This window comes from Streptomyces sp. NPDC040405 (assembly GCF_055595765.1).
In genome coordinates this window covers 1,209,875-1,234,038 of record NZ_JBVIVI010000001.1, presented here as the reverse complement: position 1 = coordinate 1,234,038, position 24,164 = coordinate 1,209,875, and the positions used below count along the sequence as shown (strand labels likewise).

Annotated in this window: 23 protein-coding genes; 10 read left to right on the top strand and 13 right to left on the bottom strand. The window is 70.5% G+C overall.

Annotated features, from left to right (window positions below):
• The first annotated feature begins 345 nt into the window (after window positions 1-345).
• Both ACZ59A_RS05445 and ACZ59A_RS05440 read left to right on the top strand, forming a co-directional pair.
• On the top strand, window positions 346-957 hold the full coding sequence (locus ACZ59A_RS05445) for a thioesterase II family protein (protein ID WP_468050042.1): 612 nt from the start codon (window positions 346-348) through the stop codon (window positions 955-957).
• A gap of 55 nt (window positions 958-1,012) precedes the next feature.
• A complete protein-coding gene (locus tag ACZ59A_RS05440; protein ID WP_470953768.1) occupies window positions 1,013-2,422 on the top strand; it encodes a class I adenylate-forming enzyme family protein in 1,410 nt (469 codons plus the stop codon).
• 68 nt (window positions 2,423-2,490) lie between these two features.
• Here ACZ59A_RS05440 and ACZ59A_RS05435 read toward each other — a convergent pair whose 3' ends face one another.
• Both ACZ59A_RS05435 and ACZ59A_RS05430 read right to left on the bottom strand, forming a co-directional pair.
• Complete coding sequence (locus ACZ59A_RS05435) at window positions 2,491-4,149, bottom strand: flavin monoamine oxidase family protein (RefSeq protein ID WP_470953765.1); 1,659 nt, start codon at window positions 4,147-4,149, stop codon at window positions 2,491-2,493.
• A gap of 57 nt (window positions 4,150-4,206) precedes the next feature.
• A complete protein-coding gene (locus ACZ59A_RS05430) occupies window positions 4,207-7,017 on the bottom strand; it encodes a helix-turn-helix transcriptional regulator (protein WP_470953763.1) in 2,811 nt (936 codons plus the stop codon).
• 628 nt (window positions 7,018-7,645) lie between these two features.
• Here ACZ59A_RS05430 and ACZ59A_RS05425 point away from each other — a divergent pair.
• Window positions 7,646-8,698, top strand: coding sequence for a sulfotransferase (locus ACZ59A_RS05425; RefSeq protein ID WP_470953761.1), 1,053 nt, complete (start codon window positions 7,646-7,648; stop codon window positions 8,696-8,698).
• A 232-nt stretch (window positions 8,699-8,930) separates the two neighbouring features.
• Window positions 8,931-9,902, top strand: coding sequence for an agmatinase (gene speB / locus ACZ59A_RS05420; RefSeq protein WP_468050160.1), 972 nt, complete (start codon window positions 8,931-8,933; stop codon window positions 9,900-9,902).
• Between the two features lie 6 nt (window positions 9,903-9,908).
• On the opposite strand, the gene ACZ59A_RS05415 is transcribed toward speB, so the two are convergent.
• The 3 genes from ACZ59A_RS05415 to ACZ59A_RS05405 are packed head-to-tail and all read right to left on the bottom strand — an operon-like array spanning window position 9,909 to window position 13,355.
• Window positions 9,909-10,667, bottom strand: coding sequence for a succinate dehydrogenase/fumarate reductase iron-sulfur subunit (locus ACZ59A_RS05415; RefSeq protein WP_470953759.1), 759 nt, complete (start codon window positions 10,665-10,667; stop codon window positions 9,909-9,911).
• Window positions 10,664-12,610 (bottom strand): fumarate reductase/succinate dehydrogenase flavoprotein subunit, encoded by a 1,947-nt coding sequence (locus ACZ59A_RS05410; protein ID WP_470953758.1) that lies wholly within the window; start codon window positions 12,608-12,610, stop codon window positions 10,664-10,666. The genes ACZ59A_RS05415 and ACZ59A_RS05410 overlap by 4 nt, the downstream gene beginning before the upstream one ends.
• A 1-nt stretch (window position 12,611) precedes the next feature.
• Complete coding sequence (locus ACZ59A_RS05405; RefSeq protein ID WP_470953756.1) at window positions 12,612-13,355, bottom strand: succinate dehydrogenase cytochrome b subunit; 744 nt, start codon at window positions 13,353-13,355, stop codon at window positions 12,612-12,614.
• Window positions 13,356-13,438: 83 nt separating this feature from the next.
• On the opposite strand from ACZ59A_RS05405, the gene ACZ59A_RS05400 reads away from it, so the two are divergent.
• The gene (locus tag ACZ59A_RS05400) at window positions 13,439-14,374 is read left to right on the top strand and encodes a LysR family transcriptional regulator (protein ID WP_470953754.1); all 936 of its coding nucleotides are present in this window, start codon (window positions 13,439-13,441) and stop codon (window positions 14,372-14,374) included.
• 27 nt (window positions 14,375-14,401) lie between these two features.
• On the opposite strand, the gene crcB is transcribed toward ACZ59A_RS05400, so the two are convergent.
• The 3 genes from crcB to ACZ59A_RS05385 are packed head-to-tail and all read right to left on the bottom strand — an operon-like array spanning window position 14,402 to window position 15,572.
• Window positions 14,402-14,776 (bottom strand): fluoride efflux transporter CrcB, encoded by a 375-nt coding sequence (gene crcB / locus ACZ59A_RS05395; protein WP_470953752.1) that lies wholly within the window; start codon window positions 14,774-14,776, stop codon window positions 14,402-14,404.
• A complete protein-coding gene (locus tag ACZ59A_RS05390; protein WP_470953751.1) occupies window positions 14,773-15,120 on the bottom strand; it encodes a DUF190 domain-containing protein in 348 nt (115 codons plus the stop codon). Before ACZ59A_RS05390 ends, crcB begins: the two co-directional genes overlap by 4 nt.
• Window positions 15,117-15,572, bottom strand: a complete 456-nt coding sequence (locus ACZ59A_RS05385) for a fluoride efflux transporter FluC (protein WP_470953749.1) — start codon at window positions 15,570-15,572, stop codon at window positions 15,117-15,119. Before ACZ59A_RS05385 ends, ACZ59A_RS05390 begins: the two co-directional genes overlap by 4 nt.
• Before the next feature lie 120 nt (window positions 15,573-15,692).
• Here ACZ59A_RS05385 and ACZ59A_RS05380 point away from each other — a divergent pair, with 120 nt between their 5' ends.
• Together ACZ59A_RS05380 and ACZ59A_RS05375 are read left to right on the top strand one after the other, a co-directional pair.
• The gene (locus ACZ59A_RS05380; RefSeq protein WP_470953747.1) at window positions 15,693-15,911 is read left to right on the top strand and encodes an MbtH family protein; all 219 of its coding nucleotides are present in this window, start codon (window positions 15,693-15,695) and stop codon (window positions 15,909-15,911) included.
• A 92-nt stretch (window positions 15,912-16,003) separates the two neighbouring features.
• Window positions 16,004-16,993, top strand: a complete 990-nt coding sequence (locus ACZ59A_RS05375; RefSeq protein WP_470954656.1) for a zinc-dependent alcohol dehydrogenase family protein — start codon at window positions 16,004-16,006, stop codon at window positions 16,991-16,993.
• 19 nt (window positions 16,994-17,012) lie between these two features.
• Here ACZ59A_RS05375 and tgmB read toward each other — a convergent pair whose 3' ends face one another.
• Both tgmB and tgmA read right to left on the bottom strand, forming a co-directional pair.
• A complete protein-coding gene (tgmB, locus tag ACZ59A_RS05370) occupies window positions 17,013-17,948 on the bottom strand; it encodes an ATP-grasp ribosomal peptide maturase (RefSeq protein ID WP_470953744.1) in 936 nt (311 codons plus the stop codon).
• Window positions 17,949-17,973: 25 nt separating this feature from the next.
• Window positions 17,974-18,165 carry a putative ATP-grasp-modified RiPP gene (tgmA, locus tag ACZ59A_RS05365; RefSeq protein WP_470953741.1) on the bottom strand — a complete coding sequence of 64 codons (192 nt, stop codon included), beginning with the start codon at window positions 18,163-18,165 and terminating at the stop codon, window positions 17,974-17,976.
• 887 nt (window positions 18,166-19,052) lie between these two features.
• Here tgmA and ACZ59A_RS05360 point away from each other — a divergent pair.
• The 3 genes from ACZ59A_RS05360 to ACZ59A_RS05350 all read left to right on the top strand — a co-directional run bounded on the left by ACZ59A_RS05360 (window position 19,053) and on the right by ACZ59A_RS05350 (window position 21,732).
• Window positions 19,053-20,366: a hemolysin family protein gene (locus ACZ59A_RS05360; RefSeq protein WP_470954654.1), complete on the top strand. Its 1,314-nt coding sequence runs from the start codon at window positions 19,053-19,055 to the stop codon at window positions 20,364-20,366.
• Complete coding sequence (locus ACZ59A_RS05355; RefSeq protein WP_470953739.1) at window positions 20,363-21,382, top strand: hemolysin family protein; 1,020 nt, start codon at window positions 20,363-20,365, stop codon at window positions 21,380-21,382. Before ACZ59A_RS05360 ends, ACZ59A_RS05355 begins: the two co-directional genes overlap by 4 nt.
• Window positions 21,383-21,465: 83 nt before the next feature.
• Complete coding sequence (locus ACZ59A_RS05350; RefSeq protein WP_470953736.1) at window positions 21,466-21,732, top strand: GlsB/YeaQ/YmgE family stress response membrane protein; 267 nt, start codon at window positions 21,466-21,468, stop codon at window positions 21,730-21,732.
• 69 nt (window positions 21,733-21,801) lie between these two features.
• Here the strand turns inward: ACZ59A_RS05350 and ACZ59A_RS05345 are convergent, their stop codons facing one another.
• The 3 genes from ACZ59A_RS05345 to pptA form a co-directional block, all read right to left on the bottom strand.
• Entirely contained in the window at window positions 21,802-23,025 is a 1,224-nt protein-coding gene (locus ACZ59A_RS05345; RefSeq protein ID WP_470953733.1) for an MFS transporter, read from the bottom strand.
• 94 nt (window positions 23,026-23,119) lie between these two features.
• Window positions 23,120-23,860 carry a maleate cis-trans isomerase family protein gene (locus ACZ59A_RS05340; protein ID WP_470953730.1) on the bottom strand — a complete coding sequence of 247 codons (741 nt, stop codon included), beginning with the start codon at window positions 23,858-23,860 and terminating at the stop codon, window positions 23,120-23,122.
• A gap of 46 nt (window positions 23,861-23,906) precedes the next feature.
• The gene (gene pptA, locus ACZ59A_RS05335; RefSeq protein ID WP_468050060.1) at window positions 23,907-24,131 is read right to left on the bottom strand and encodes a tautomerase PptA; all 225 of its coding nucleotides are present in this window, start codon (window positions 24,129-24,131) and stop codon (window positions 23,907-23,909) included.
• Window positions 24,132-24,164 lie beyond the last annotated feature (33 nt).

The following is a 24,164-nucleotide window of genomic DNA, read 5'->3' as shown; positions in this document are numbered from 1 at the left end:
AGGAGAACATTCTTTGCCTCATGTTTAACACAGCCGCTTGACTGGGAGTGAGTAACTGCCCCCTGCTTAGGGGGTGATGGCACAAGTGAGGGGGGTTAAGGGGGCGCGCCCCCGGGCCCCGTATCACCCCGGGATGGCGCGGTACCCGCATATAAGGCGTACCTCGAATAGCGGTTACTAGGGGTTGTGGCGCAGGAGAAGGGCTCATAACCTCACGGAGTCAGCGCCTCGGACGAGCGTGGTCGACGCGCCCCACCGTGTACTCGTGCCCGGCCCCTCAGTGCAATCCCGGGGATGTGCTCCTTGAGCCAGATCAAGCCCGATGATGTGGGCCTTATTCGGATATTGCAAACGGAAACTCCGAGCAGTTTCCGGCTGATCTGTTTCCCGGAGTCCGCCCGCTCCACCGCGTACTACCTCTCCCTGTCCGAGCTTCTGCTGCCCACGGTGGAGGTGCTGGCGATCCAGTACCCCCTGTACGGCGGGAGCGAGGACGGCGACGACGAGCGGCTGACCGACTCGCCGGAGCTGGCCGACCGGATCTTCGGAGCGCTGGGGGAGTGGATGGACCGCCCACTCGCCTTCTTCGGCCACCGGGCAGGCGCCGACCTGGCCTACCGCGTGGCCGAGCGCCTGGAACGGGAGACCGGGACGCCGCTGCTGACCCTGTTCGTATCCGGCCGGACCGCGCACTGGGGCATGCCCCTGGGGCCGCCCGCGCTCGGCTGCCGGATCGTCGCCCTCGCCGGTGAGGGCGACCCCAGGACCCCGCTGCGCGGTGTACGGGCCTGGCGGCGGCGGACGAGCGGACGATTCGACCTCGAGGTGTTTCCCGGCTCCTACGGCTACCTCGACTCGAGCCGACGAGAGGTCGTCAACCTGGTGCACGACCAGTTGCTCTCGCAGTCCACCGTCGATGCCGAGTGGGAAACCGGCGCCGAAGACAAGGGAGCCTAGGGGGACAAGCCCAGGGCTGCCCGTACTCCTGAGTGAAAAGGAAAGAGTACGTTCGATGACCGCGAAGATCTACGCGCTCGACTCGGTGCAGACCCTGGCCGACTTCGAGCTGGACGCGATCCGCGTCGCCGATGTGATCCGCGAGCACGGGGTCGCCCCGGGCGACCGCGTCATCCTCAAGGCGGGCAACTCCGCCGCCTACGTCAGCGTGCTGTTCGCCCTCATGCACGTCGGCGCCTCCATCGTGCTGATCGACCAGCAGGAGCACCCGGACGAGACCCGGCGGATAGCCCGGCGCACCGGCGCCGGGATCGCCTTCGTCGACGACGACTCCCCGATCCACGACGACGCCCGTGTGGTGAACCTCTACGAGCTGATCGCCCCGGCCGCCGGACGCCCGCTCAGCGCCCAGAAGCTGTCCTTCGACGCCTGGGCCGACCGGCAGGACGGCCTCATCATGTGGACGTCCGGCTCCACCGGCGAGCCCAAGGGCGCGGTCAAGTCCGGCCGCAAGTTCCTGACCAACCTGGAGCGCAACGCCGCCCAGGTGGGGCACCGCGAGGACGACGTCCTGCTGCCGCTGCTGCCCTTCGCCCACCAGTACGGGCTGTCCATGGTGCTCATCGCCTGGCTCACCCGCTGCTCCCTGGTGATCGCCCCCTACAAGCGCCTCGACCGGGCCGTGCAGATGGCGGGGCGGACCGGCGCGACCGTGCTCGACGCCACCCCGTCCAGCTACCGCACCATGCTCAACCTGGTCGGCCGGAAGCCCTCGCTGCGGGCGCGGCTGGAGCAGGTCCGCATGTTCTGCTCGGGCGCGGCACCGCTCGACGGCGCGCTCTCCGAGGGCTACGCCGCCGAGTTCGGGCTGCCGCTGCTGGACAGCTACGGCAGCACCGAGCTGGGCAACATCGCCTTCGCCACCCTGGACAACCCGGTCTCCTGCGGCCGGGCCATGGACGGCATCAAGCTCCGCGTCATCGACGAGTCCGGCGTCCCGGCCGCCCCCGGCCAGGCCGGTGAGATCGAGGTCGACACCCCGGACGCGCTGGAGGGCCACCTCGACGAGGACGGCGGCATCGACGCCATGCCGACCGGCTGGCACGCCACCGGCGACCTCGGCTACCTGGACGAGGACGACAACCTCTTCGTCCTGGGCCGGAAGTTCGCGGTGCACCGCTACGGCTATCTGCTCTACCCCGAGCTGGTCGAGCGCAAGGCCGCCATCGCGCACATCTCCACCCGGATCGTGCCGCTCCCCGACGAGCGCCGCCGCGGCGATGTGCAGCTGGTCTTCTTCGTCGAGGACGAGGAGCAGCGGGACGCCAAGTACTGGCGCGAGCGGCTGTGCCAGGTGCTGCCGGTCTACGAGCAGCCCAACCGGGTCGAGGTGCTGGACGCCTTCCCGCTCAACCGCAACGGCAAGCCGGACAAGCGCCGTCTGGAAGAGATCGCGCGGGGCTAGCGGCACCGCGGAGACGAAAGGGGGGCCGGTGCTCAGCACCGGCCCCCCTACTAGTTCTAGGGAAACCCCTAGTCGTACGGAAGCTCCATGGGGGCGAAGTCGTGGAAGCGGTCGCCCGGGCCCGGGTTGTCCGGGTGGGTGGCGCCGCCCAGGTGGTCGAGCACCCCCCACACCGCGTTGAGCGCCGTGGTCACCGCGCCCTCCGCGAATCCGGCCGTCCAGGACACGTCGTCCCCGCACAGGAAGAAGCCGCGCTGCTCCGGGGGCATGTCCTGCTGCATGAACTGGGTGAACAGCCGCCGCTGGTAGCGGTAGTGGCCGGGCAGGTTGGACTTGAACGCGCCCATGAAGCGCGGCTCGGTCTCCCAGGTGACGGTCAGAGGCCCCGCGACGATGTGCGAGCGGATGTCGACGTCCGGGTAGATCGCGCCCAGCTGGCTCAGCAGCCGCTCCAGCCGGTCCTCCGGCGAGAGGGTGGCGACCTTCAGCGAGTCGTCGTTCCAGGTGTACGACAGGCACATCACCCCGGGCCGGTCGGGCCCGTCGTCGAACAGATAGACCCCGCGCGGCATCCGGTCGGTGAGCGTCATGCTCATCACGTCCCGGCCGGTCGCCGGGTCGGTGTCCCGCCAGAACGGCCGGTCGACCAGGACGAACAGCTTGGAGGCGCCCATGTAGTGGGTGCGTTCGACCGCCGTCCACAGCGGGGTGGGAAGCAGCGCCGGGTCGCAGTCGATCCGGTTCAGCAGGGTCCATACGTGCGGGCTGAAGACCACCGCGGGGAACGCGCGCTCCGCGCCGCTCTCGTCCCGTACCCGGATGCCGCTCCCCGCCCGCCGCAGCCGGGTGACCGCGGGTGCCGGCCCGCCGTCGTGCAGCGACGCCAGTGAGGTGCCCTCCGGCCAGTGCGCGGGCCCGGCCGGGGCGTGCTCCCACAGGCCGCGCGGCAGTTGCTGGGAGCCGCCGACGATGCCGACCTGGTGGTCGTCGGCCTCGGTGACGACGACGCGCAGGATCTCCAGCACCGAGTTGGGGAAGTCGGTGTCCCAGCCGCCGGTGCCGAAGCCGACCTGGCCGAAGATCTCCCGGTGGCGGAACGACTGGAAGGTGGGGGAGGTGGCGAGGAAGCCGTAGAAGGACTGGTCGTCGAACTCCCTGACCAGCCGGTCCCAGACGGCCTTCAGGGTGAGGGTGTCCCGCCGCTGGATGGCGTCCCGCAGGGTGGACAGCTCGGCCCGCTCCTGGAGCGCCTTTTCCCAGGCGTCGGCGACCTCCTGGTAGACGGAAGGGAGGTCGTCGGGGGTGCGGGCCTGGCGGCGCCCGCCGTTCAGGTCGATCAGGGTGCTGGGGGTGGCGGGCGCCAGGGGGTTCGGAAAGGGCCGGGTGGCCAGCCCCAGCGTGCCGATGTAGTGGAACAGCGCGGTCGCGGAGAGGGGGAAGCGCATGGCGCCCATTTCCGCCACATACTCCGGATTCCCGGGAAAGGGCGTGGAACGCATCCGGCCGCCCAATTGCTCCGCTTCGTAGACGACCGGACGCAGTCCCAGACGCAGCAGTTCATATGCCGCCGTCATCCCGGACATTCCGCCGCCGATGACCGCGACTTCGGTGCCGTGCCGTTCGCTCGGCACCGCGCCCAGACCAGCTGGATGGGTCAGCCAACTGTCGTAGGAGAAAGGAAAGTCCGGTACCAGCATCGTCAGGGGAGACGCGGGCGCAGACGTCATGGAAACAACCTCTTGGGGCCGTGCGGAATCGCGTGGAAATCAGGCATCGCGGGGATATCAGGCGGTGTGGGCGACATCGAAGTCGAGGCTCGCGGGCAGATCGCGGCGCTGACTGATGTTGATCTTCCGGTAGACCCGGGTGAGGTGCTGCTCCACCGTGGAGATGGTGATGTAGAGCTTGGCGGCGATCTCCCGGTTGGTGTAGCCCGAGGCGGCGAGCGCGGCCACCCGGCTCTCGGCGTCGGACAGTTCGGAGAACGCGGTCGTGTCCTCGCCGGTGCGGGCCGCCTCCGACAGGGCGGAGCGCCCCGGAGTCCGCTGCAGCGAGCGGGACAGCTCCTCGGCGCCGCAGCTGTCCGCGAGCCACAGGGCCCGCCGGGTCATCAGCCGTCCGTTGTCCAGGTCGCCGAGTTGCTTGTGCGCCTCGGCGAGATCCGCCAGCGCCCGCGCCATCTCGTACCAGCCGCCGCTCTCCTGGAGCACGGCGATGGCCTGCTGGAGCAGGGCGGGCCGCTCGCTCACCGGCCGGGTGGCGGCCAGGACGCGCAGCGCGGCGCCGCGGGCGCGGGAGGGCCTGTCGCCGATCAGCTCCAGCTGTTCCTGGGCCAGCCGCGCGGCCCGGTCCTGGCTGCCGAGGGTCAGCCAGGTGTCGGCGGCGCCGAGCCGCCAGGGCAGCATGGCGGGCGAGTCCAGACCCCAGGCGGTCATCTTCTCGCCGCAGGCCCGGAAGTCGGTGAGGGCGGCGTGCTGGCGCCCGGTGGCCAGCTGGTGGCAGGCGCGGGCGTACAGGTAGTGGAGCCCGTACCGGCTCCGGTACATCTCCTCCGGCACCGGCCGCGCCAGGATCTCGGCGGCGGTGTCGTGGTGGCCCATCGCGGTGTGCGCGTTGACCAGCATCGCGAGCGGCGTGCCGACGGTGATACCCCAGCCGCGGGCCGGAAGCTCCTCCAACGCCCGCTCCGCGTAGCGCACCGCGTCCGGCAGCCGGCCGGCCCGGATCGCGATCTGGGCGCGCAGGGCGAGGAAGGAGGCCAGCACCGCCTTGGCGCCGCGCCGCTCGCACTGCTCGATCAGCTGGTCGCACCAAGAGGTGGCGGAGGCCAGCCGGTCCGCGTAGATGAGGGCCTGCAGCGCGGCCTGCACCGTCGGCAGGGTCGTGTCGGTGAGCCGGGAGGTCTCCAGCACCCGTTCCACGGAGCGTACGGCGCGGTCGTCGGCGCCGTGGCGCAGCACGGTCCGCAGCGCCTTGCCCGCGGTGAGCTGCGGCGACTCGAGGGTCGGCTCGCCCGCCGGGGGGCCGTCGGCCCGGGGGCCGTCCGGCTCGGCCCGCTCCAGATAGGTCCGCAGCGCGGGGGAGCCGGGGTAGGTGGAGGCCACGGCGAGGTCGATGGTCCGCAGCGTGGTGCCGAGGTCCGAGCCGGGGCTCTGGGCGGCGACCCGGCCGATCCGGTCGAGGGCGGCGGCGGCCTCGTCCGTCTGGCCGAGGGTCAGCAGCTTCTGGACGACGGGTATCGCGTACTCCGGCGGCAGCAGCCCGCTCCCGGCGGGACCGGCCAGCGACTGGAGCCGGCGCAGCTGGGAGAGCGGATTGAACGGCCACATGGCTTCCACCATCGTGGCCTGGAGGATGAGCGTCTCCCGCTCGTCAGTGGTACATCGGTGGGCCATCTGCAGGCAGTTGACGGCCAGTTCCATGCAGTCGGCGGCGACCGCGTGCCGGGCGGCGTCGCGCAGGGTCGCGGGGATCCACTCCTCGACCGGCTCGGCCAGTTCGTGGTGGAGCAGATGACCGGCCACGTCGACGGGGTCGGCGCCCTCGTCGTGCAGCAGCCGCGCGGCCCGGTGGTGCAGCGTGCCGAGTTCGTCCGCGGGCAGGTCGTCCAGCAGTACGGTGCGCGCCTCGGCGCTCCTGAAGTGGGCGCCGCGCAGGATGCCCACCTCGGCGAGCGCCGCGACGGCCTGCCGCACCTGGCGCTCCTCGATCTCGACGAGCCTGCTCAGCAGGGGTACGGACGAGGCGTCGCCCAGCAGCGCGATCCCCTGGGCGATCCGGTGGTGGGCCGGGCCGCCGCGGTAGACGCAGGACAGCGCCGCCTGCCGGAACAGTTCGCCGGGCGCCGAGACGGCCGTGCCGGGCGCGCTGTCGAGGGGGCCGCGGGTGAGCCGGGAGAACCGGTCGTCCAGCAGCCCGCGCAGCAGCAGCAGGTTGCCGCCGGTCAGGTCGTGGAACGCGGTGGCGTGGCGCTCGGCCTCCGCGGGGCCGAGTTCCTCGGTCAGCAGGGTGGCGACGCCCGCGGCGGTGAGCGGGGCGAGCCGTACGTGGCACACGGTCGGCCGGTGCAGCAGTTCGTCCAGGACCGACGTGGCGGGCCCGGTGAGCGCGCCGCGGGTCATCACGATGGACAGCGCCTCGGAGCGGCAACGCCGGATGCCGTAGGCGAGCGCGCGCAGCGACGGCAGATCGGCGAACTGGACGTCGTCGATGGCGATCAGCAGCGGGGCGTCATCGGTCAGTTCCTCTAGCGTGCGGTGGAACTCCTGGAGGAGCGGCAGGTCGACCTGGTCAGGGTCGCAGGGATTCGGGGACGCGTCGAGACCCGGCCGCGGCCGGGCGTGCCGAAGACGGGCCGGCATGCCCTGGTAGAGCTGATCGAGCACCGCGTACGGGAACTTCTGCTCCGAAGTGCAGGCGACCGCGGGCAGCACCCGGACGCCCCGCGTGCCCGCGGTGTCCGTCACCGCGTGCAGCAGCGCGGTCTTACCCGACGTCACGGCACCGCTGATGACGGCGAGTCGGCTCCCCTCCCGGGCGTCCTCGAAGAGGAGACGATTGAGCCGAGCTATCTCCTGATCGCGCTCCACCAACACGTACGAAACACCTTCCCCGAATTCACTCGTGCGCAGCGGTGGTGAAACACCGTGCATGGTGCACCTGGTAACGCACCGTCCCCTGAGTTGAAAATACCGTGCCGCCCTTTTGTGCTGCCCGCCCCTCCCCTTGCCGCACCCTCTGCGGCCGCATGACTGCTCTGGGTCATGCCGTGTGTTCGACATCGTGTCGTGCGTTCGCAACCCCTCCCGGTCAGGCTGGGGCTTGCCAGCCAGTGCAACACGGGTGTGGAGTAAGTGGGCACTCTAGCAGTGCTGTTGGTGCGAAAAGATGACTGTCTCGTCACGGCTGAATGTGTTCGATTAGGTCACGGCACCGTAGCCGACTTGTGAAGCCCCCCGCGGTCGCTCGACCAGGGCTCCACCGCTGATGGGGCGGGGTGTGATGAGGAGTAACATCCCTGTCGGATGTGAAAGTTGCGCAAAAATTTCGGAAACTCCGGAACGACAGATACGCGTTTCACGTCGCGTTGTGAGGCGTTTCCTTAGTTCGGTGAGCGATGGGCGTGGACTCAAGACGCCCATTCATGCCGCAACGACAAGCGGTGGTGCACCATGGCCACTCTGGGAATGCAGACTTGCACGAGCAAATGTAAGGAAAGTACGCGTGCTCAATCAGAAGTTGACTTTTGTCGTCGGCACCGGCCGTTGCGGTTCGACGGCTCTGTCCAAGGTCATCAATCTTCATCCAGACGTTCTCAGCGTCAATGAATTGTTCGCCAGCATTCCCGCTTCGGAGGTGTCGGCGGTGCTGGGCGAGACCCCGCTGAGCGGCCCGGAGTTCTGGGAATATCTGTCCCGGCCCAACGCGGTCAGCGACGTCCTGATCAAGAACGGGGCCATTCCGCCCGAGTTCCTCTACCACCGGCTGCCCGAGCGGCGGTTCGACGCCGGCACCACCGGTATCCCGGCCATCAGCCTCATGGTGCTGCCCCATCTGACCGATGCCCCGGACGCGCTCTTCGACGAGTTGGAGTCCGAGGTCACCTCCTGGCCCACGCGCCGTCCGGCGGACCACTGGTGGGCCCTCTTCGGAACCCTCGGCGCACGGTTCGGCAATACCGGCGCCGTCGTCGAGCGCAGCGGTATGTCCATCGGCCGGGTCGAGGAAATGCACCACGCCTTCCCCGAGGCGCGGTTCGTTCATCTCTACCGCGAAGGGCCCGACTGCGCCGTTTCCATGAGCCGGCATGTCAGCTTCCGCATGCTTCCGCTGGGGCATGAGATGGCCGCTCGCTGTGGTCTGGACTCGCCGTACGAGCTGACCCCGGAGCACGCGGACCAGCTTCCGCCCGACCTCGCTCCGCTGCTGAGCGACGAGTGGGACCCGGCCCTGGTGATGGACCGCCCCATCCCGCTCGACGCGTTCGGCGCCATCTGGTCCGGTGTGATCGTCGACGGTCTCCAGAAGCTGGAGACGGTCCCGGCGGCACAGCGCACCGGGCTGTCGTACGAGACGCTTCTGGAGGAGCCGGAGAAGGAACTGATCCGGCTGGCCGAATTCATCGGTGTGGAACCGGATTCCACCTGGCTGGACGCGTCCGTCGCCCTGCTCGACGGCGGCCGCCCCGGCGCCGCGCGGAAGCTGCCCGACGCGGAGCTCGCCCCGCTGCTCGAATCCTGTAGCCCGGGTACGCAGGCGCTGGCCGGCCACCCGTAAGGCGCACGTCGTCACCCGGCGGCCACCGCCTTTCGGCGGCCGGTCGCCGGGTGGCGCCCTGGGCGTGTACCGGCTGCCCGATAGGGGCGTGACTCCCTCTAGGGGGTGATTACGGTGGGCATTCACCCGATCGAGGGATTCAATGGTTGACGGCAGGACTCACTGCCTCGCCGTTTCCCCCCATGCAAAGGGCTCAGAACCGACCATGTCCGCGACCCCTCGCGACCCAGCCATGCCCGTCCCGCCCGAGGAGAGCGAGCGCACCCTGCACTTCGCGGGCCCGGCGACCTTCGGCCGCGTCCCGCGCCTCGACCAGGTGGGCACCACGGACATCGCGGTGGTCGGGGTGCCGTTCGACGCGGGCGTGTCGTACCGGCCGGGTGCCCGGTTCGGCGGGAACGCGATCCGGGAGGCGTCGCGCCAGCTGCGCCCGTACAACCCGGCGCAGGACGCGTACCCGTTCCACTACGTCCAGGTCGCGGACGCCGGGGACATCACCGCCAACCCGCACAACATCCACGAGGCCGTCGAGAACATCGAGGCGGGCGCGGAGGAGCTGCTGTCCACGGGCGCGCAGCTGATGACGCTGGGCGGCGACCACACCATCGCGCTGCCGATCCTGCGCGCGGTGGCCCGCAAGCACGGCCCGGTCGCGCTGCTGCACTTCGACGCCCATCTGGACACCTGGGACACCCACTTCGGCGCCGAGTACACCCACGGCACGCCGTTCCGCCGCGCGGTCGAGGAGGGCATCCTCGACACCTCCGCCCTCTCCCACGTCGGCACCCGCGGCCCGCTGTACAGCAAGGGTGACCTGGACGAGGACACGAAGCTGGGCTTCGGGATCGTCACCTCGGCCGATGTGATGCGGCGCGGTGTCGACGAGGTGGTGCAGCAGCTCAAGGAGCGGATCGGCAAGCGGCCGCTGTACATCTCGGTGGACATCGACGTCCTGGACCCCTCGCACGCCCCCGGCACCGGCACCCCCGAGGCGGGCGGGCTCACCTCGCGGGAGCTGCTGGAGATCGTGCGCGGACTGGCCGACTGCCATCTGGTCTCCGCCGACCTGGTCGAGGTCGCCCCCGCGTACGACCACGCCGACATCACCTCCGTGGCCGCCTCGCACACCGCGTACGAGCTGGTCACCCTCATGTCCCGGCAGATCGCCTTCCTGCGCTGGGTGGAAGAGCAGCAGCAGGCGTAGGGGCACTCAGGGGCGGTCGCGGCCACCGTTCTTGAGGCTTGCTCGAAGGAACTCCCGGTTCATGGTCGAAATGGACTGGAGCGGGATCCCCTTCGGGCAGGCCACCGCGCACTCCCCGGTGTTCGTGCAGCCGCCGAAGCCCTCCTCGTCCATCGTGCCGACCATGTCCAGCACCCGGGACTCGCGCTCGGGCCGCCCCTGCGGCAGCACGTTCAGATGCGTCACCTTCGCCGAGGTGAACAGCATCGCCGAACCATTGGGGCAGGCCGCCACGCACGCCCCGCACCCGATGCACTCCGCGTGCTCGAACGCGGTGTCCGCGACCGGCTTCGGCACGGCCGTGGCGTGCGCTTCCGGGGCGCTCCCGGTCGGCGCGGAGATGAAGCCGCCCGAGCCGATGATCCGGTCGAACGCCGACCGGTCCACCACCAGATCCCTGACGACGGGGAACGCGGCGGCGCGCCACGGCTCCACGTCGATGGTGTCGCCGTCCTGGAAGTGCCGCATGTGCAGCTGACAGGTGGTGGTGCGCACGGGGCCGTGCGCCTGCCCGTTGATCACCATGCCGCACGCCCCGCAGATGCCCTCGCGGCAGTCGTGGTCGAACGCGACGGGCTCCTCCCCGCGCAGGGTCAGCTCCTCGTTGAGCGTGTCGAGCATCTCCAGGAAGGACATCTCGGGCGAGATGCCCTCGACCTCGTAAGTGGTCAGGGCGCCCGGCTCCTCGGGGCCGCGCTGGCGCCAGATCCGCAGGGTGAGCCTCATGCGTAACTCCGCTGGGTGGGGTGGACATACTCGAAGACCAGGTCTTCGCGGTGCAGCACGGGCGCGCCGCCGGTGCCGCCGAACTCCCAGGCCGCCGCGTACGAGAACGCCTCGTCGTCGCGGGCCGCCTCGCCGTCCGCGGTCTGGCTCTCCTCGCGGAAGTGGCCGCCGCAGGACTCGGCGCGGTGCAGCGCGTCCAGGCACATCAGCTCGGCCAGCTCCAGATAGTCGACGACCCGGTTCGCCTTCTCCAGCGACTGGTTCAGCTCCTCGCCCCGGCCCGGCACCTTGATCCGCCGCCAGAACTCCTCGCGCAGCGCCGGGATGCGGTCCAGCGCCTTGCGCAGCCCGGTCTCGGTGCGGGCCATGCCGCACTCGTCCCACAGCAGCTCGCCCAGCTCCCGGTGAAAGGAGTCGGGGGTGCGGTCGCCGTCGTTCTCCAGCAGCCGCCGCAGCCGGTCGGTCACCGACACCAGGGCCTCGACCACCGCCGGATGGGCCGGGTCGACCTCGTCGTGCGGATGGCGGGCCAGGTAGTCGTTGATGGTGGCCGGGAGGACGAAGTAGCCGTCGGCCAGGCCCTGCATCAGTGCGGAGGCGCCGAGCCGGTTGGCGCCGTGGTCGGAGAAGTTGGCCTCGCCGATCGCGAACAGCCCGGGCACCGTGGTCTGCAGGTCGTAGTCCACCCACAGCCCGCCCATCGTGTAGTGGATGGCGGGGTAGATGCGCATCGGCACCTCGTACGGGTTCTCCGCCGTGATCAGCTGGTACATCTCGAAGAGGTTGCCGTACTTCTCCTCGACCGCCGCCCGGCCCAGCCGCCCGATGGCGTCCGCGAAGTCCAGATAGACGCCCTGCCCGCCGGGCCCCACCCCGCGCCCCTCGTCGCACACGTTCTTCGCGGCGCGGGAGGCGATGTCGCGCGGCACCAGATTGCCGAACGCCGGGTAGATCCGCTCCAGGTAGTAGTCGCGCTCGTCCTCCGGGATCTCGGCGGGCGGGCGCGTGTCGCCCTTCGCCTTCGGCACCCAGATGCGGCCGTCGTTGCGCAGCGACTCGCTCATCAGCGTCAGCTTGGACTGGTGGTCGCCGGAGCGCGGGATGCAGGTGGGGTGGATCTGGGTGAAGCAGGGGTTGGCGAACCAGGCGCCGCGCCGGTGGGCCCGCCAGATCGCGGTGGCATTGGAGTTCTTGGCGTTCGTGGAGAGGTAGAAGACGTTGCCGTAGCCGCCGGAGGCCAGCACCACGGCGTCCGCGAAGTGGGTGGAGACCTGGCCGGTGATCAGGTCGCGGGCCACGATGCCGCGGGCCCGCCCGCCCACGACGATCAGGTCGAGCATCTCGGTGCGCGCGTGCATCTCCACGTTCCCGGCGGCGATCTGGCGGCTGAGCGCCTGATACGCGCCGAGCAGCAGCTGCTGACCGGTCTGGCCGCGGGCGTAGAAGGTGCGGGAGACCTGGACGCCGCCGAACGAGCGGGTGTCCAGCAGCCCGCCGTACTCGCGGGCGAACGGCACGCCCTGCGCCACGCACTGGTCGATGATCTCCACCGACACCTGGGCGAGCCGGTGGACGTTCGCCTCGCGGGCGCGGAAGTCGCCGCCCTTGACGGTGTCGTAGAAGAGGCGGTGGACGGAGTCGCCGTCGTTGCGGTAGTTCTTGGCGGCGTTGATCCCGCCCTGGGCGGCGATGGAGTGCGCCCGGCGCGGCGAGTCCTGGTAGCAGAACTGGACGACGTGGTAGCCCTGTTCGGCCAGCGTCGCCCCGGCCGCCCCGCCCGCGAGCCCCGTACCGACCACGATGACCGTGTACTTGCGGCGGTTGGCCGGGTTGACCAGCTTCGCCTCGAAGCGGCGGCGGTCCCAGCGCCCCTCGATCGGGCCCTCCGGAGCCTTGGTGTCGGCGATCGGCTCACCGGTCGAAAAGTCCGTGTACGCGCTCATCTCAACTCACCACTCCACTCATCACGCCGATGGGCACCGCGATGAAGCCGCAGGTCAGGATGGCGGCCAGGCCATTCGCGGCCAGTTTGAGGGCCCGGTCGCGGCGTGGCCGTCCCGCCCCGAGGGTCTGGGCGGCGCTCCAGAAGCCGTGCCGGATGTGCAGGCCGAGGGCGAGCATCGCCACGATGTAGATGGTGTTGCCGTACCAGGTGGAGAAGGTCGCCACGATGTTCTCGTACGGATGGCCGGGCTCGGCGCGCTCGTTCACCGTGAGCGTCGTCAGATCCAGGATGTGCCAGACGATGAACAGCGCGAGGATCACCCCGCCCCAGCGCATCGTGCGGGTCGCGTAGCTCGCACGCCGCCGGTGGGCGTAACCGCGCGGCCTGGCCGCCAGATCCCGGCGGCTGAGCTGGTACGCGGCCACGCCGTGCAGCACGACGGAGGCCAGCAGCCCGACGCGGGCCAGCCACAGGAACCCCTCGTGGGGGAGGAAGGGCTCGCCGAGGGTGCGCAGCCAGTGCGCGTAGCCGTTGAGGTCGCCGGGCCCGAAGAAGATCTTCAGGTTGGCGAGCATGTGGGCCACCAGATAGGCCAGCATGATCAGCCCGGTGACGGCCATCACGGCCTTCTTACCGATGGTGGACCGCCACACGGAGCCGATGAAGGACGGCTTCCGCGGCGGCTTCCGCTTCTGGCCGGGCCGCCCGTCGTGGCCCGTGCCCGTCCGTGTCGCCAGTGCCATGTTCTCGACGCTAGGCAGCGGCTCTGTGATTAGTCCAAGACATGCTGTGGCTGGATTCCATAGACGATGCCTATTATCGCTGCGTGCAGCTACAGCAGCTCCGCTATTTCGCCGCCGTCGCGGACACCCGCCACTTCACCCGCGCCGCCGAGCGGCTCCATGTCGCCCAGCCGTCGCTGTCCCAGCAGATCAGGGCGCTGGAGCGGGAGCTGGGCGCCGAGCTGTTCCACCGCGCGCGCGGCCACATCGCCCTCACCGACGCGGGGGAGGCGCTGCTTCCGCTGGCCCGCCAGATCCTCGCCGACACCGAGACCGCGCGCCGCGAGGTCCAGGAGGTCGCCCAGCTGCGGCGCGGCCGGGTGCGGCTCGGCGCCCCGCCCAGCCTGTGCGCCAGCCTCGTACCGGATGTGCTGCGCCGCTTCCACGACGAGTTCCCGGGCATCGAGCTGATCATCGACGAGGGCGGCTCCCAGGACCTCGTCCGCACCCTCGCCGCCGGTGAGCTGGACCTCGCCCTGATCATCACCCCGCTGCCCGGCCAGGCCCCCGCCCTCGCCGCCACCGAGCTGCTGCGCGAGGAGCTGGTGGTCGTCTCCTCGCCCACGGCCCCGCCGCCCGCGAAAGCCCGCCGGATCCGGGTCGAGGACCTTCGCGACCGGCCGATGGTGATGTTCCGCCGCGGCTACGACCTGCGGGAATTCACCACGGCCGCCTGCCGGGCGGCGGGTTTCGAGCCCTCGTTCACGGTCGAGGGCGGCGAGATGGACGCGGTGCTCGGCTTCGTACGGGCGGGCCTCGGCCTCGCCGTCCTCCCCGGCATGGTGGCGGCGCGCTCGGGACTGCGGGTCACGCCCTTCGCGGGCCACACGATGCGGCGCACCATCGCCGTCGCCCACCGCAAGGACGTCGCCCCGCCGAGGGCCGCGCGGGAGCTGCGCCGGGTGCTGCTGGAGTATCTGCGCTCGGCCGACGCGGACGAGCTGCCGGGCCTGCCGCCCAGCACCCGCCTGCTGCCCTGAGCGATGCGCGCGGTGCTCAGGCGGTGCTCAGCCCCAGAGCGCCGTGGCCGCCGCGCCGCCCGCGAAGGCCGCCGCCACCCCCGCCACCACGCTGCCCACCGCGTTCGCGACCGCGAAACCGCGCGCCCCGTCCTCCGCCAGCCTCAGCGTCTCGTACGAGAACGTCGAATACGTGGTCAGCGCACCGCACAGCCCCGTCCCCAGCAGCAGCTGCGTCTGCGACGACGCGGCCCCGGCCGCCGCCGCCCCGGTCAGCGTGCCGAGCACCGCGCACCCCGCCACGTTCACCACGAACGTCCCCCAGGGGAACACCGAGTCGTGCCGGGACTGCACCATCCGGTCGGTCAGATACCGCAGCGGGGCGCCGACCATCGCGCCGACGACCACGAGGAGCCAGTTCACCGGTCGCGCTCCGGTCGGTCCGGCTGCGGGAAGCGGACGATCTCGACCGGGTCCAGGACCACCGGACCGTCGCCGACGATCTCCTCCAGCTCGGGCAGGAAGGCCCGCACCCGCTCCTCCGTATCGATGATCACCACGCAGACGGGCAGTTCCTCGCTGAGCGACAGCAGCCGCGTGGTGTGGACCAGGGACGAGGCGCCGAAGCCCTCCACCCCGCGGAACACGCTCGCCCCCGCCAGCCCCGCCCGGTGCGCACGGTGCACGATTTCGGCGAAGACCGGTTTGTGGTGCCAGGTGTCGTTCTCGCCGACGAAGACGGTCAGCCTCAGTCCGTTCGCGTTCATCCCGTGCTCCTGCCGTACGCCCCCATGACCCCGATGATCCGACGGGTGCCCACCACCGCGCCCCATACCGCCGCCATCGCCGCGAGCAGCGTCGCCACCAGGTAGGCCGCCCCGGTCGCGGCGTGACCGGCCACGACCAGCCGCCTGATGTCGACGGCGTAGGTCGAGAAGGTGGTGAACCCGCCCAGCACCCCGGTGCCGACGAAGGGCCGCACCAGCCGGTGGGCCGCCCACACCTCACCGATCAGCACCAGCAGGACGCCGATGAGCGCACAGCCCACGACGTTCACCAGCAGCGTCGTCCAGGGGAAGGCGCCGCCCGGGGTCGGCCACAGCAGGGAAGCCCCGTACCGGGCGGTCGCGCCGATGCCGCCGCCGGCCGCGACCACGCACACCACCGGCCCCTGCCCGTGCCACGCGCCGTGCCGCGACCGTCGTGTGCCCTCCTCCATACCGCTCAGGCTACGTGGTGCTGGCACCACTTCACGCGGCGTGTCCTCGGCCGGTACCGTCAGCCCCGGAAGATCGTGAGGCGTGCTGGAGAACGAGTTGAGACACCGAGGAGACAGCTCATGAGTAACCCGTTCGACAATCCCGACGGCCGTTACGTCGTGCTCGTCAACCACGAAGGGCAGCACTCCCTGTGGCCCTCCTTCGCCGAGGTGCCCGAGGGCTGGACCGTCGCGCACGGCGAGGACGACCGCCAGGCGTGCCTGGACTATGTCGAGGAGCACTGGACCGACATGCGTCCGAAGAGCCTCGCGACCGCGATGGACGCCCCCGCGTCCTGACCCGGGCCCGACCGGGTTCCCGACTGCGGGCGGCCCCGCCACGGCGTTACGTTGGGCATGTGACGGGTGCGAAAGCAGACACTCCGGGCACCATGCGGGCCTGGGTGGTGCGCACGCCGGGCCGGATCGACCAGGTGGAGCTGCCGATTCCGCGCCCGGCGGGCGACGAGCTGCTGGTCCGGGTCCGGGCCTGCGGGGTCTGCCGCACCGATCTCCACGTCCGCGACGGCGACCTGCCGCCGCACCGCAGCCCCGTCGTCCCCGGGCACGAGGCCGTCGGCGAAGTGATCGCGGCGGGCGAGCGGGCCGCCGGGCCCGCGCCCGGCGCCCGGGTGGGCGTCCCCTGGCTCCGCCGTACCTGCGGCCGCTGCCGCTTCTGCGTGCGCGGCCAGGAAAACCTGTGCCCCTCGTCCGTCTACACCGGCTGGGACGCGGACGGCGGCTACGCCCCGTACGTCACCGTACCGGCGGCGTACGCCTATGAGCTGCCCGCCGGGTACGCCGACGAGGAGCTGGCCCCGCTGCTGTGCGCGGGCATCATCGGCTACCGCGCGCTGCGCCGCGCCGACCTCCCGGCGGGCGGACGGCTCGGCATCTACGGCTTCGGCGGCTCCGCGCACCTCACCGCCCAAGTCGCCCTGGCCCGCGGCGCCGTCGTCCATGTGCTGACCCGCTCGGCCGCCGCCCGGGCCCTCGCCCTCGAACTCGGCGCCGCCTCCGCCGGGGACGCCCGGGAACGGCCGCCCGAACCGCTCGACGCCGCGATCCTCTTCGCCCCGGTGGGCGAGCTGGTGCCGGTGGCGCTGGAGGCGCTGGACGCGGGCGGCACGCTGAGCGTCGCCGGAATCCACCTCTCCGACATCCCCGCGCTGGTGTACGAGCGCGATCTGTTCCACGAGCGCACCCTGCGCAGCGTCACCGCCAACACCCGTGAGGACGGCCGCGAGTTCCTCACCGCGGCCGCCGCCCACCACCTCCGCGCCACGATCACCCCGTACCCCTTCGCCCGCGCGGACGCCGCCCTGGACGACCTCGCGAACGACCGGGTGAACGGCGTCGCCGTCCTGACGGACGCCGCCTGAGCCACTGGACCGGCCTGGGCTACTGGACCGGTCTGGGCGCGGCCAGCCAGGTGGCGATGGCGGCGGCGATCGGCTGGCCGGTCTCCAGCTCGATGAACCCGAACTGACCGCCCTGATTGCACTCCAGAAACCACCAGGTGCCGTCCTCGTCCTCGGCGAAGTCGAAAGCTCCGTAGGCGAGACCGGCGAGAGTCATATATTCCCGTACGGCCTGGGCGATCCGGTGGGGAACGTCCACCGCGCCCCATAGATGGCCATAGAAACCATACCTCCCATCGACCTGCTCGGAAGCTGTGGCCTTCCGGGCGGCGAACAAACGGCCACCGACGCAGGTCAGGCGGATATCGGCCGTTTTGGCAATGTAGCGCTGAAGAAGCGTGGCACCTGCCGCAACGCCCGAGAAATCCGTGTCGGGGTCGATACGGGTGGTCGGCAGCGCTATTGGGGGATTGACCGGCGGGGGTCCGGAGACGGTCTTCACCACGACGTCCTGGAACTGCCCGGCGAACTCCTTGGCGGCGCGCGGATAGGTGGTGATGAGTGTCGGGGGAACGGCGAATCCGCTGCGGTGGGCGGTGCGCAACTGCCACGGTTTGGAACGCGCCAACAGGGCGGCGCTGGGGTGGTTCATCCAGCGCGCCTCGGTGGAATACAGCATTCCGTACAGGGCCTGTCCGCACTCGGCGGTCAGCCACTCGGAGGGCTCGGGGGCGTGTGCCGCCGGTTGCCCCGGGCGGCGCACCCAGACGGACCGCAGGCTGTTCACGCTGACCAGGCGGCCGTCGGTGGACAGATAACCGGTGAAGTCACCGCGTTCGAATTCGGTCGAGATCCCCGCCTGTCCGGGCAGATCGGCGGGATCGAATCGGATCAGCGGGACATTTCGCTCACGTAATTCGGCCACCACCAGGTCCGCTGTCACATCCTCCTGGCAGGTCAGGATGAGTACCGTCATCGACGTGGGGACTCGGTGGGGTGGGTCAGTCGTCGAAGTGCGTCTTGGAGCCCGCGGTGGAGGTCGTCGTGCCGCATTCCAGAAGCACCCCCCGGTCGGAGATGGCGGGGCGTCCATCGGCCAGCACATTCAACTGCAGGGCCGCGTTGTACGAGTACGGAATGACAGCCGGTGATTGTTCGGCTGGGACCGCATGGTTCAGGGCGAAGGGCTGCATGACTGACCTCTAATGCTCCACGGGATTCGCTTGTTTCCAGATGAGCTCCACCAACACACAACAGTACGTACTAAATTGGTAGGAGTCTCGCTACGCGCTGTTATGTCAGATCTGTGACAGCATGAAGTACGTCACACCACCCACGCAATTCCATTACAGCTGACCCGGTTCCGGGTCGCGGCCCGCGCCGCGACGGCCCCGGCCCGACGGCCGGTCACCTGCCGGATCCATGCCTCCACCTCCGCTTTTTCGGAGGGAGCGCGCCCCTCCGCGAACAGCCCGCACCTGCCCGTCGGTCTTCAAGACGCCATTCCGGCCGTCCGGGTTGGCCGATAAGGGCACGTCGATCTCCTTTGCCGCAGGGGCGCACGTCGGCGCCGGTGTGAGCTGGATCCCTCGTGCCCCGCCGTGCGGCGGCCCGCTCGGGGGCACCGGACCGGCGGCCGGTGCAGGGCCCGCCGCAGGCCCGTCGGCACCGGAAGGGCCAGGCAGTTGTTTGAACACCATCGCGGCGTTCACTCCTCCTCTGTGCGCCGTTCACTGTTCTTGCCGGACCGAACGCTCCGGCCGGGTAAAGCAACTCCCACGCCTGTGTCATGGGTGGATCAATTCGGCCACCTGGCCGGGTGTCGCCCGCACTTCCCCGCGGCCCTTGCCAGGGAGGGATGTCGCACCGCCGGACGGGAACCATGGACCGCAGTTTGCCGTTCCTTTACCGAAAGCCCCTCGAACCACGAAGGAGTCGCGGTCACCGCGATGGACGAGCCTCCCAGTCCCCGCTGCCCTGCCCCCGGCGCGCCCGCGCCCGTATCCGTCCATGGGCGGACCGCTCATGAGCGGTCCGCCCATGAGCTGTCCGCCGAGCGCACAGGAAGGGGACCGGCGTGCTGACCGAAGTGCTGCTGGTCCTGCTGGCCCTGCTGCTGACCCTGGCGTGTGCGGTCTTCGTCGCCGCGGAGTTCTCCCTGACCACGGTCGAGCGCGGGGAGCTGGAACGCGCCGCCGCGGCGGGCGAGCGGGGCGCCACGGGCGCGCTCAAGGCCGCCCGGAAGCTGACGTTCCAGCTGTCCGGCGCCCAGCTGGGCATCACCGTGACCTCGCTGGTGATCGGCATGCTCGCCGAGCCCTCGCTGGCCGTCCTGCTGCGCGGCCCGCTGAGCGCCGCGGGGCTGGGCCCCGCCGCCTCGTCGGTGGCCTCCGTGCTGGGCGTGGTGCTGTCGACCGTCGTCCTGATGGTGATCGGCGAGCTGGTGCCCAAGAACTGGGCGATCTCCCGGCCGCTGGCCGTGGCCAAGGTGGTCGCGGGCCCTCAGCGCGGCTTCACCGCCGCCTTCGCCCCGCTGATCCACCACCTGAACAACACCGCGAACCGCCTGGTGCGCCGCGCCGGACTGGAGCCCGCCGAGGAGCTGGCCTCGGCGCGCACCCCGGACGAGCTGGTCGCGCTGGCCCGCCATTCGGCCGCTGAGGGCGCGCTGGAGCCCGATTCGGCGGAGCTGTTCGTCCGTACGCTCCACCTGAGCGAGCTGACCGCCGAGAACGTGATGACCCCGCGGGTGGACGTCCAGGCGCTGGAGGCGCACGCGACCGCCGCCGACGCCGCCAACCTCACCCTCGCCACCGGTCTGTCCCGGTTCCCCGTCTACCGCGACACGCTGGACGAGGTGGTCGGCACCGTGCACATCCGCGACGTCCTCGCGCTGGAGGCCGCCCGCCGGGCCGACACCCCGGTCACCGAGCTGGCCACCGCCCCGCTGCTGGTCCCGGACAGCCTCCCGGTGGACCGGCTGCTGGACCGGCTGCGCGGCGCCCACACCATGGCCGTCGTCATCGACGAGTACGGCGGCACCGCCGGAGTCGCCACCCTGGAGGACATCGTCGAGGAGGTCGTCGGCGACGTACGCGACGAACACGACCCCGACGAGACCCCCGCCCTGGTGCCCGCGGGCCCCGGCACCTGGGAGGCCGACGGCGCCGTACGGCTGGATGAGCTGTCCGCCATCGCCCTGACCGTGCCCGAGGGCCCGTACGAAACCGTCGCGGGCCTGATGGCCACCGCCCTGGAGCGCATCCCCCGGACGGGCGACGGCATCGAGACCGACGGCTGGCAGCTCACCGTGCTCGCGGTGGACCACCACCGCGCCGACCGCATACGCATCACCGCCCCGGCCTCCGCCGACGCGGGGGAGGACGTCCGATGACCCTGCTGCAACTGGCCATCGGCGCCCTCACCCTGCTCACCAACGCCTTCTTCGTCGGCGCCGAGTTCGCCCTGATCTCCGTGCGCCGCAGCCAGATCGAACCGCGTGCCAGGGAGGGCGGGAAGCGCGCCCGCACCGTGCTGTGGGCGCTGGAGCACCTGTCCGCCCTGCTGGCCACCGCCCAGCTGGGCATCACCATCTCCTCGCTGGTCCTCGGCGCGGTCGCCGAACCGGCCATCGCCCACCTGCTGGAGCCGGTGTTCGCGGCGGCCAAGGTCCCCGAGGCCCTGGTGCACCCGATCGCCTTCGTGCTCGCCCTGACCGTGGCCACCTATCTGCACATGCTCATCGGCGAGATGGTCCCCAAGAACATCGCCCTCGCCGCCCCGGAGCGCACCGCGCTGCTGCTCGGCCCGCCCCTGGTGGCCGTCACCCGCGCGCTGCGCCCCGTCGTCTTCGGCATCAACGCCTTCGCCAACGGGCTGCTGCGGCTGCTGAAGGTCGAGCCCAAGGACGAGGTCGAGTCGGTCTACACCGACGCCGAACTCATCCGGCTGGTACGGGACTCCAGCGACGCGGGCCTCCTCGACGCCTCCGGCAGCGAGCGGCTGCGCGACGCGCTGGAGCTGGGTACCCGGCGGGCGGGCGACATCCTGGTGCCGCTCGGCGAGATGGTCACCGTCGGCCACCGGGTCACCCCGGGCGTGCTGGAGCGCACCGCGGCCGCCTCCGGCTTCTCCCGGCTGCCGGTCACCGGCCCCGGCGGCACCGTTCTGGGGTACCTCCACATCAAGGACACCCTCGGCGTGACCGACCGCGACCGGCCCTTCCCGCGCACCGCCCTGCACACCGTCACCCGCGTCCCCGCGGACACCCCGCTGGACGACGCGCTGACGGCGATGCGCGGCGCCGGGACCCACCTGGCGGCGGTGACGGGCGACGGCGGCTCCGTGCTCGGCTTCGTGACGATGACGGACGTGCTGGAGGAGCTGGTCGGGGAGACGTCTGCGACGTGAGGTTTGCCCCCAACGGCCCGGTAAAGAAGCCAAACGGGCAGACCAGCCCTGCACCCCGCACATCGAAAGGCCGGAACCGCACCATGAGCATCGTGAGCTGGATCGTCCTCGGGCTTATCGCCGGAGCCATCGCCAAGTTCCTTCTCCCCGGTCGTGACCCGGGCGGTCTGATCGGCACCACGGTCATCGGCGTCGTCGGCTCCTTCGTCGGGGGCTGGCTCTCCGCCAAGTTCCTCGACCGCCCCATCGATGACCAGTTCTTCGACCCCGCCACCTGGGGCGCCGCCATCGGTGGCGCCCTGGTGCTGCTGATCGCCTACCGGCTGTTCTTCGGTCACTCCCGCCGCTGACGCCGCTGACCGCATACGAAGGGCCTCCTCCGCTACGGGCGTGTCCGCAGAGGAGGAGGCCCGGGCATATCAGCCGTCGGTGACCCGTGGGCCCGGTTTGAAGCCGTGGCGATGTGCCATGGCGACCACGGCGGTGGCCAGGAGGGCCAGCCCGAACAGCACCCAGGGGATGGACTCGGCACCGGCCGACTCCAGCAGGAGACCGCCGAACACCCCGCCGCCCGCGACCGCGAGGTTGAAGACGGTGACGAACATCGACTGCGCGACATCGGCCGCGTCCCCGGCCGCGTCGGCGTTGGCGGTCTGGAGCAGCGTGGGCGCGCCGCCGAACGTCACACCCCAGATGACGATGCCGAGGAACACCATCGGCACGGACGTGCCCGCGACCCCCAGTACCAGGGACGCGAGCGCGAACCCGGCGAGGCTGAGCAGGGTGACCGGGCGCAGCTTGCGGTCGACCAGGATTCCGGTGAACCAGATCCCCACGAGGGCCGCGGCGCCGAACACCAGCAGCGCGAGGTCGACGCGCTCACCGAGACCGGACCGCTCCAGGAACGGGGCGATGTAGGTGTAGAGGATGTTGTGCGCCAGCATCCACAGGAGCACCGTGCCCAGCACGGCACTGATGCCCGGCAGCGTGAAGATCTGCCGGATCGGTTGCCGCTCGGTGGCGCTCTGGCCGGGGAAGTCCGGGACGAGCGCACGGACCCAGAACATCAGCAGCAGCGCGACGCCGGACATGATCCAGAACACGCCGCGCCAGTCGAACAGCGACCCGAGCCAGGTGCCCAGCGGGACCCCGAGGGTCAGCGCGACCGGCTGACCCACCCCGACGACGGCCAGCGCCCGCCCCTGAAGGTGTTCGGGTACCAGCCGTCGGCCGTATCCGGCGAGCAGTCCCCAGACGACTCCGGCCGCCATCCCGGCGATGAAGCGGGCGACGAGGGTGAGTGGGTAGCTGGTGGACAGCGCCGTGACGGTGTTGAAAGCCAAAAGCCCGCCAACCGCCAGGAGCAGCAGCGGCCTTCGGCGCATGCTGCGGGTGGCGGCGATGACGGGTATGGCGGCGACCACGGAACCGATCGCGTAGAGCGTGACGAGCTGTCCCGCGAGGCCCTCGGAGACGCCGAGTCCGTCGCCGATCTGCGGGAGGAGTCCCGCGGGCGTCGTCTCGGTCATGATGGCCAGGAAGCCGGCGGTGGTCAGCGCCAGCAGTTTTCCTAACGGAAGCTTGTCGTCCTCGGTGACCCGCTGCGGGTCCATGGCAGTCATCTCACTGCCGGTATTGCTCACGTAGTTCTCCTGTTTTACATGTCGGCGCCGGGCGGGGGTGTTTCGGCCACCCCCGCCCGGCTATTTCTCAGGCCGACCGTCCGTCGGCCCGCTCTCAGTACTCGGCGGCCAGGGAGCCGAATCCCTTGACGCGGTCGGCAATGCCGTTCTGCCGCAGCGCCCGCCAATAGAGCACCGTGTTGTTGGAGATGACCGGCTTGCCGAGCCATTCCTCGGCACCGGCCGCGACGCGCATCATGGCCATATTGGTGCCCACCTGCACGATCGCCTCCACATCCGGGGTGTCGACGGCCTTCACCGCATCGCGCAGTTCGGGCTCGGGGACATGAGCGATCCGCTCAGGACTGCTGCAACCCAGTCCTGTCATCGATACCACGTCATATCCGGATTCGGCGAAGAAACGGCTTACCGAGTCGTCGCCGGCCGGAACGTACGGGGTGATGACCCCGAGCCGCCGGACGTTGTATTGGGACAGCGCCGTGGTGAAGGCATCAGGGCTCATCGTGACCGGAAGACCGCCGCTGGCGGACTTCATCGAAGCCACCACCTCGTCCTGGGATCCGGGGCCGTCCCAGTAGATCTCGGGGGAGAAGGCGATGACGAAGCAGTCGGGTTTGCACGGCAGCAGATCGCCGATCGCCCGATGGGTCGACTCCCGGTAACTGCTCACCAGATCCTCGATGCCACCGGTCAGCGAGGTGTCCTGGGTCTGCATGCGCCCGGTGTGGTTGGTGACCCCCTCCGGCCGCATGGCTTCCATTTCCGGCTGGACGGAGGTGTTGGTCGCGGGGAGGACTACGCCGACTTTGAGACGCGGTCCGAGGCAGTCGGTCATATCGCGCTCCTTGTGCTGTGGTGTGACGGGGAGTTGAGGGGGTTACTCAGTAGTTCGGGGCCTTGATGAGGAGGTGCTCCCGCCCTATGATTTCCGGAACGATGACGGCGTCGTTCCATGACGACTGGTCCACCTGCTCCAGTGCGATCGACACGGCGCCCTCGGGAACCTCGAAGTGCCGCGTCACCAGCGCGGTGAGGTCCTCGGTGAGCTGCTTCCGCTGCTGCTCGTCGACGTCCCGGGGAAAGTGCTTGATGGAGACGTGGGGCACGATTTCCTCCGTGATTCCGTGATTCCGTGATGG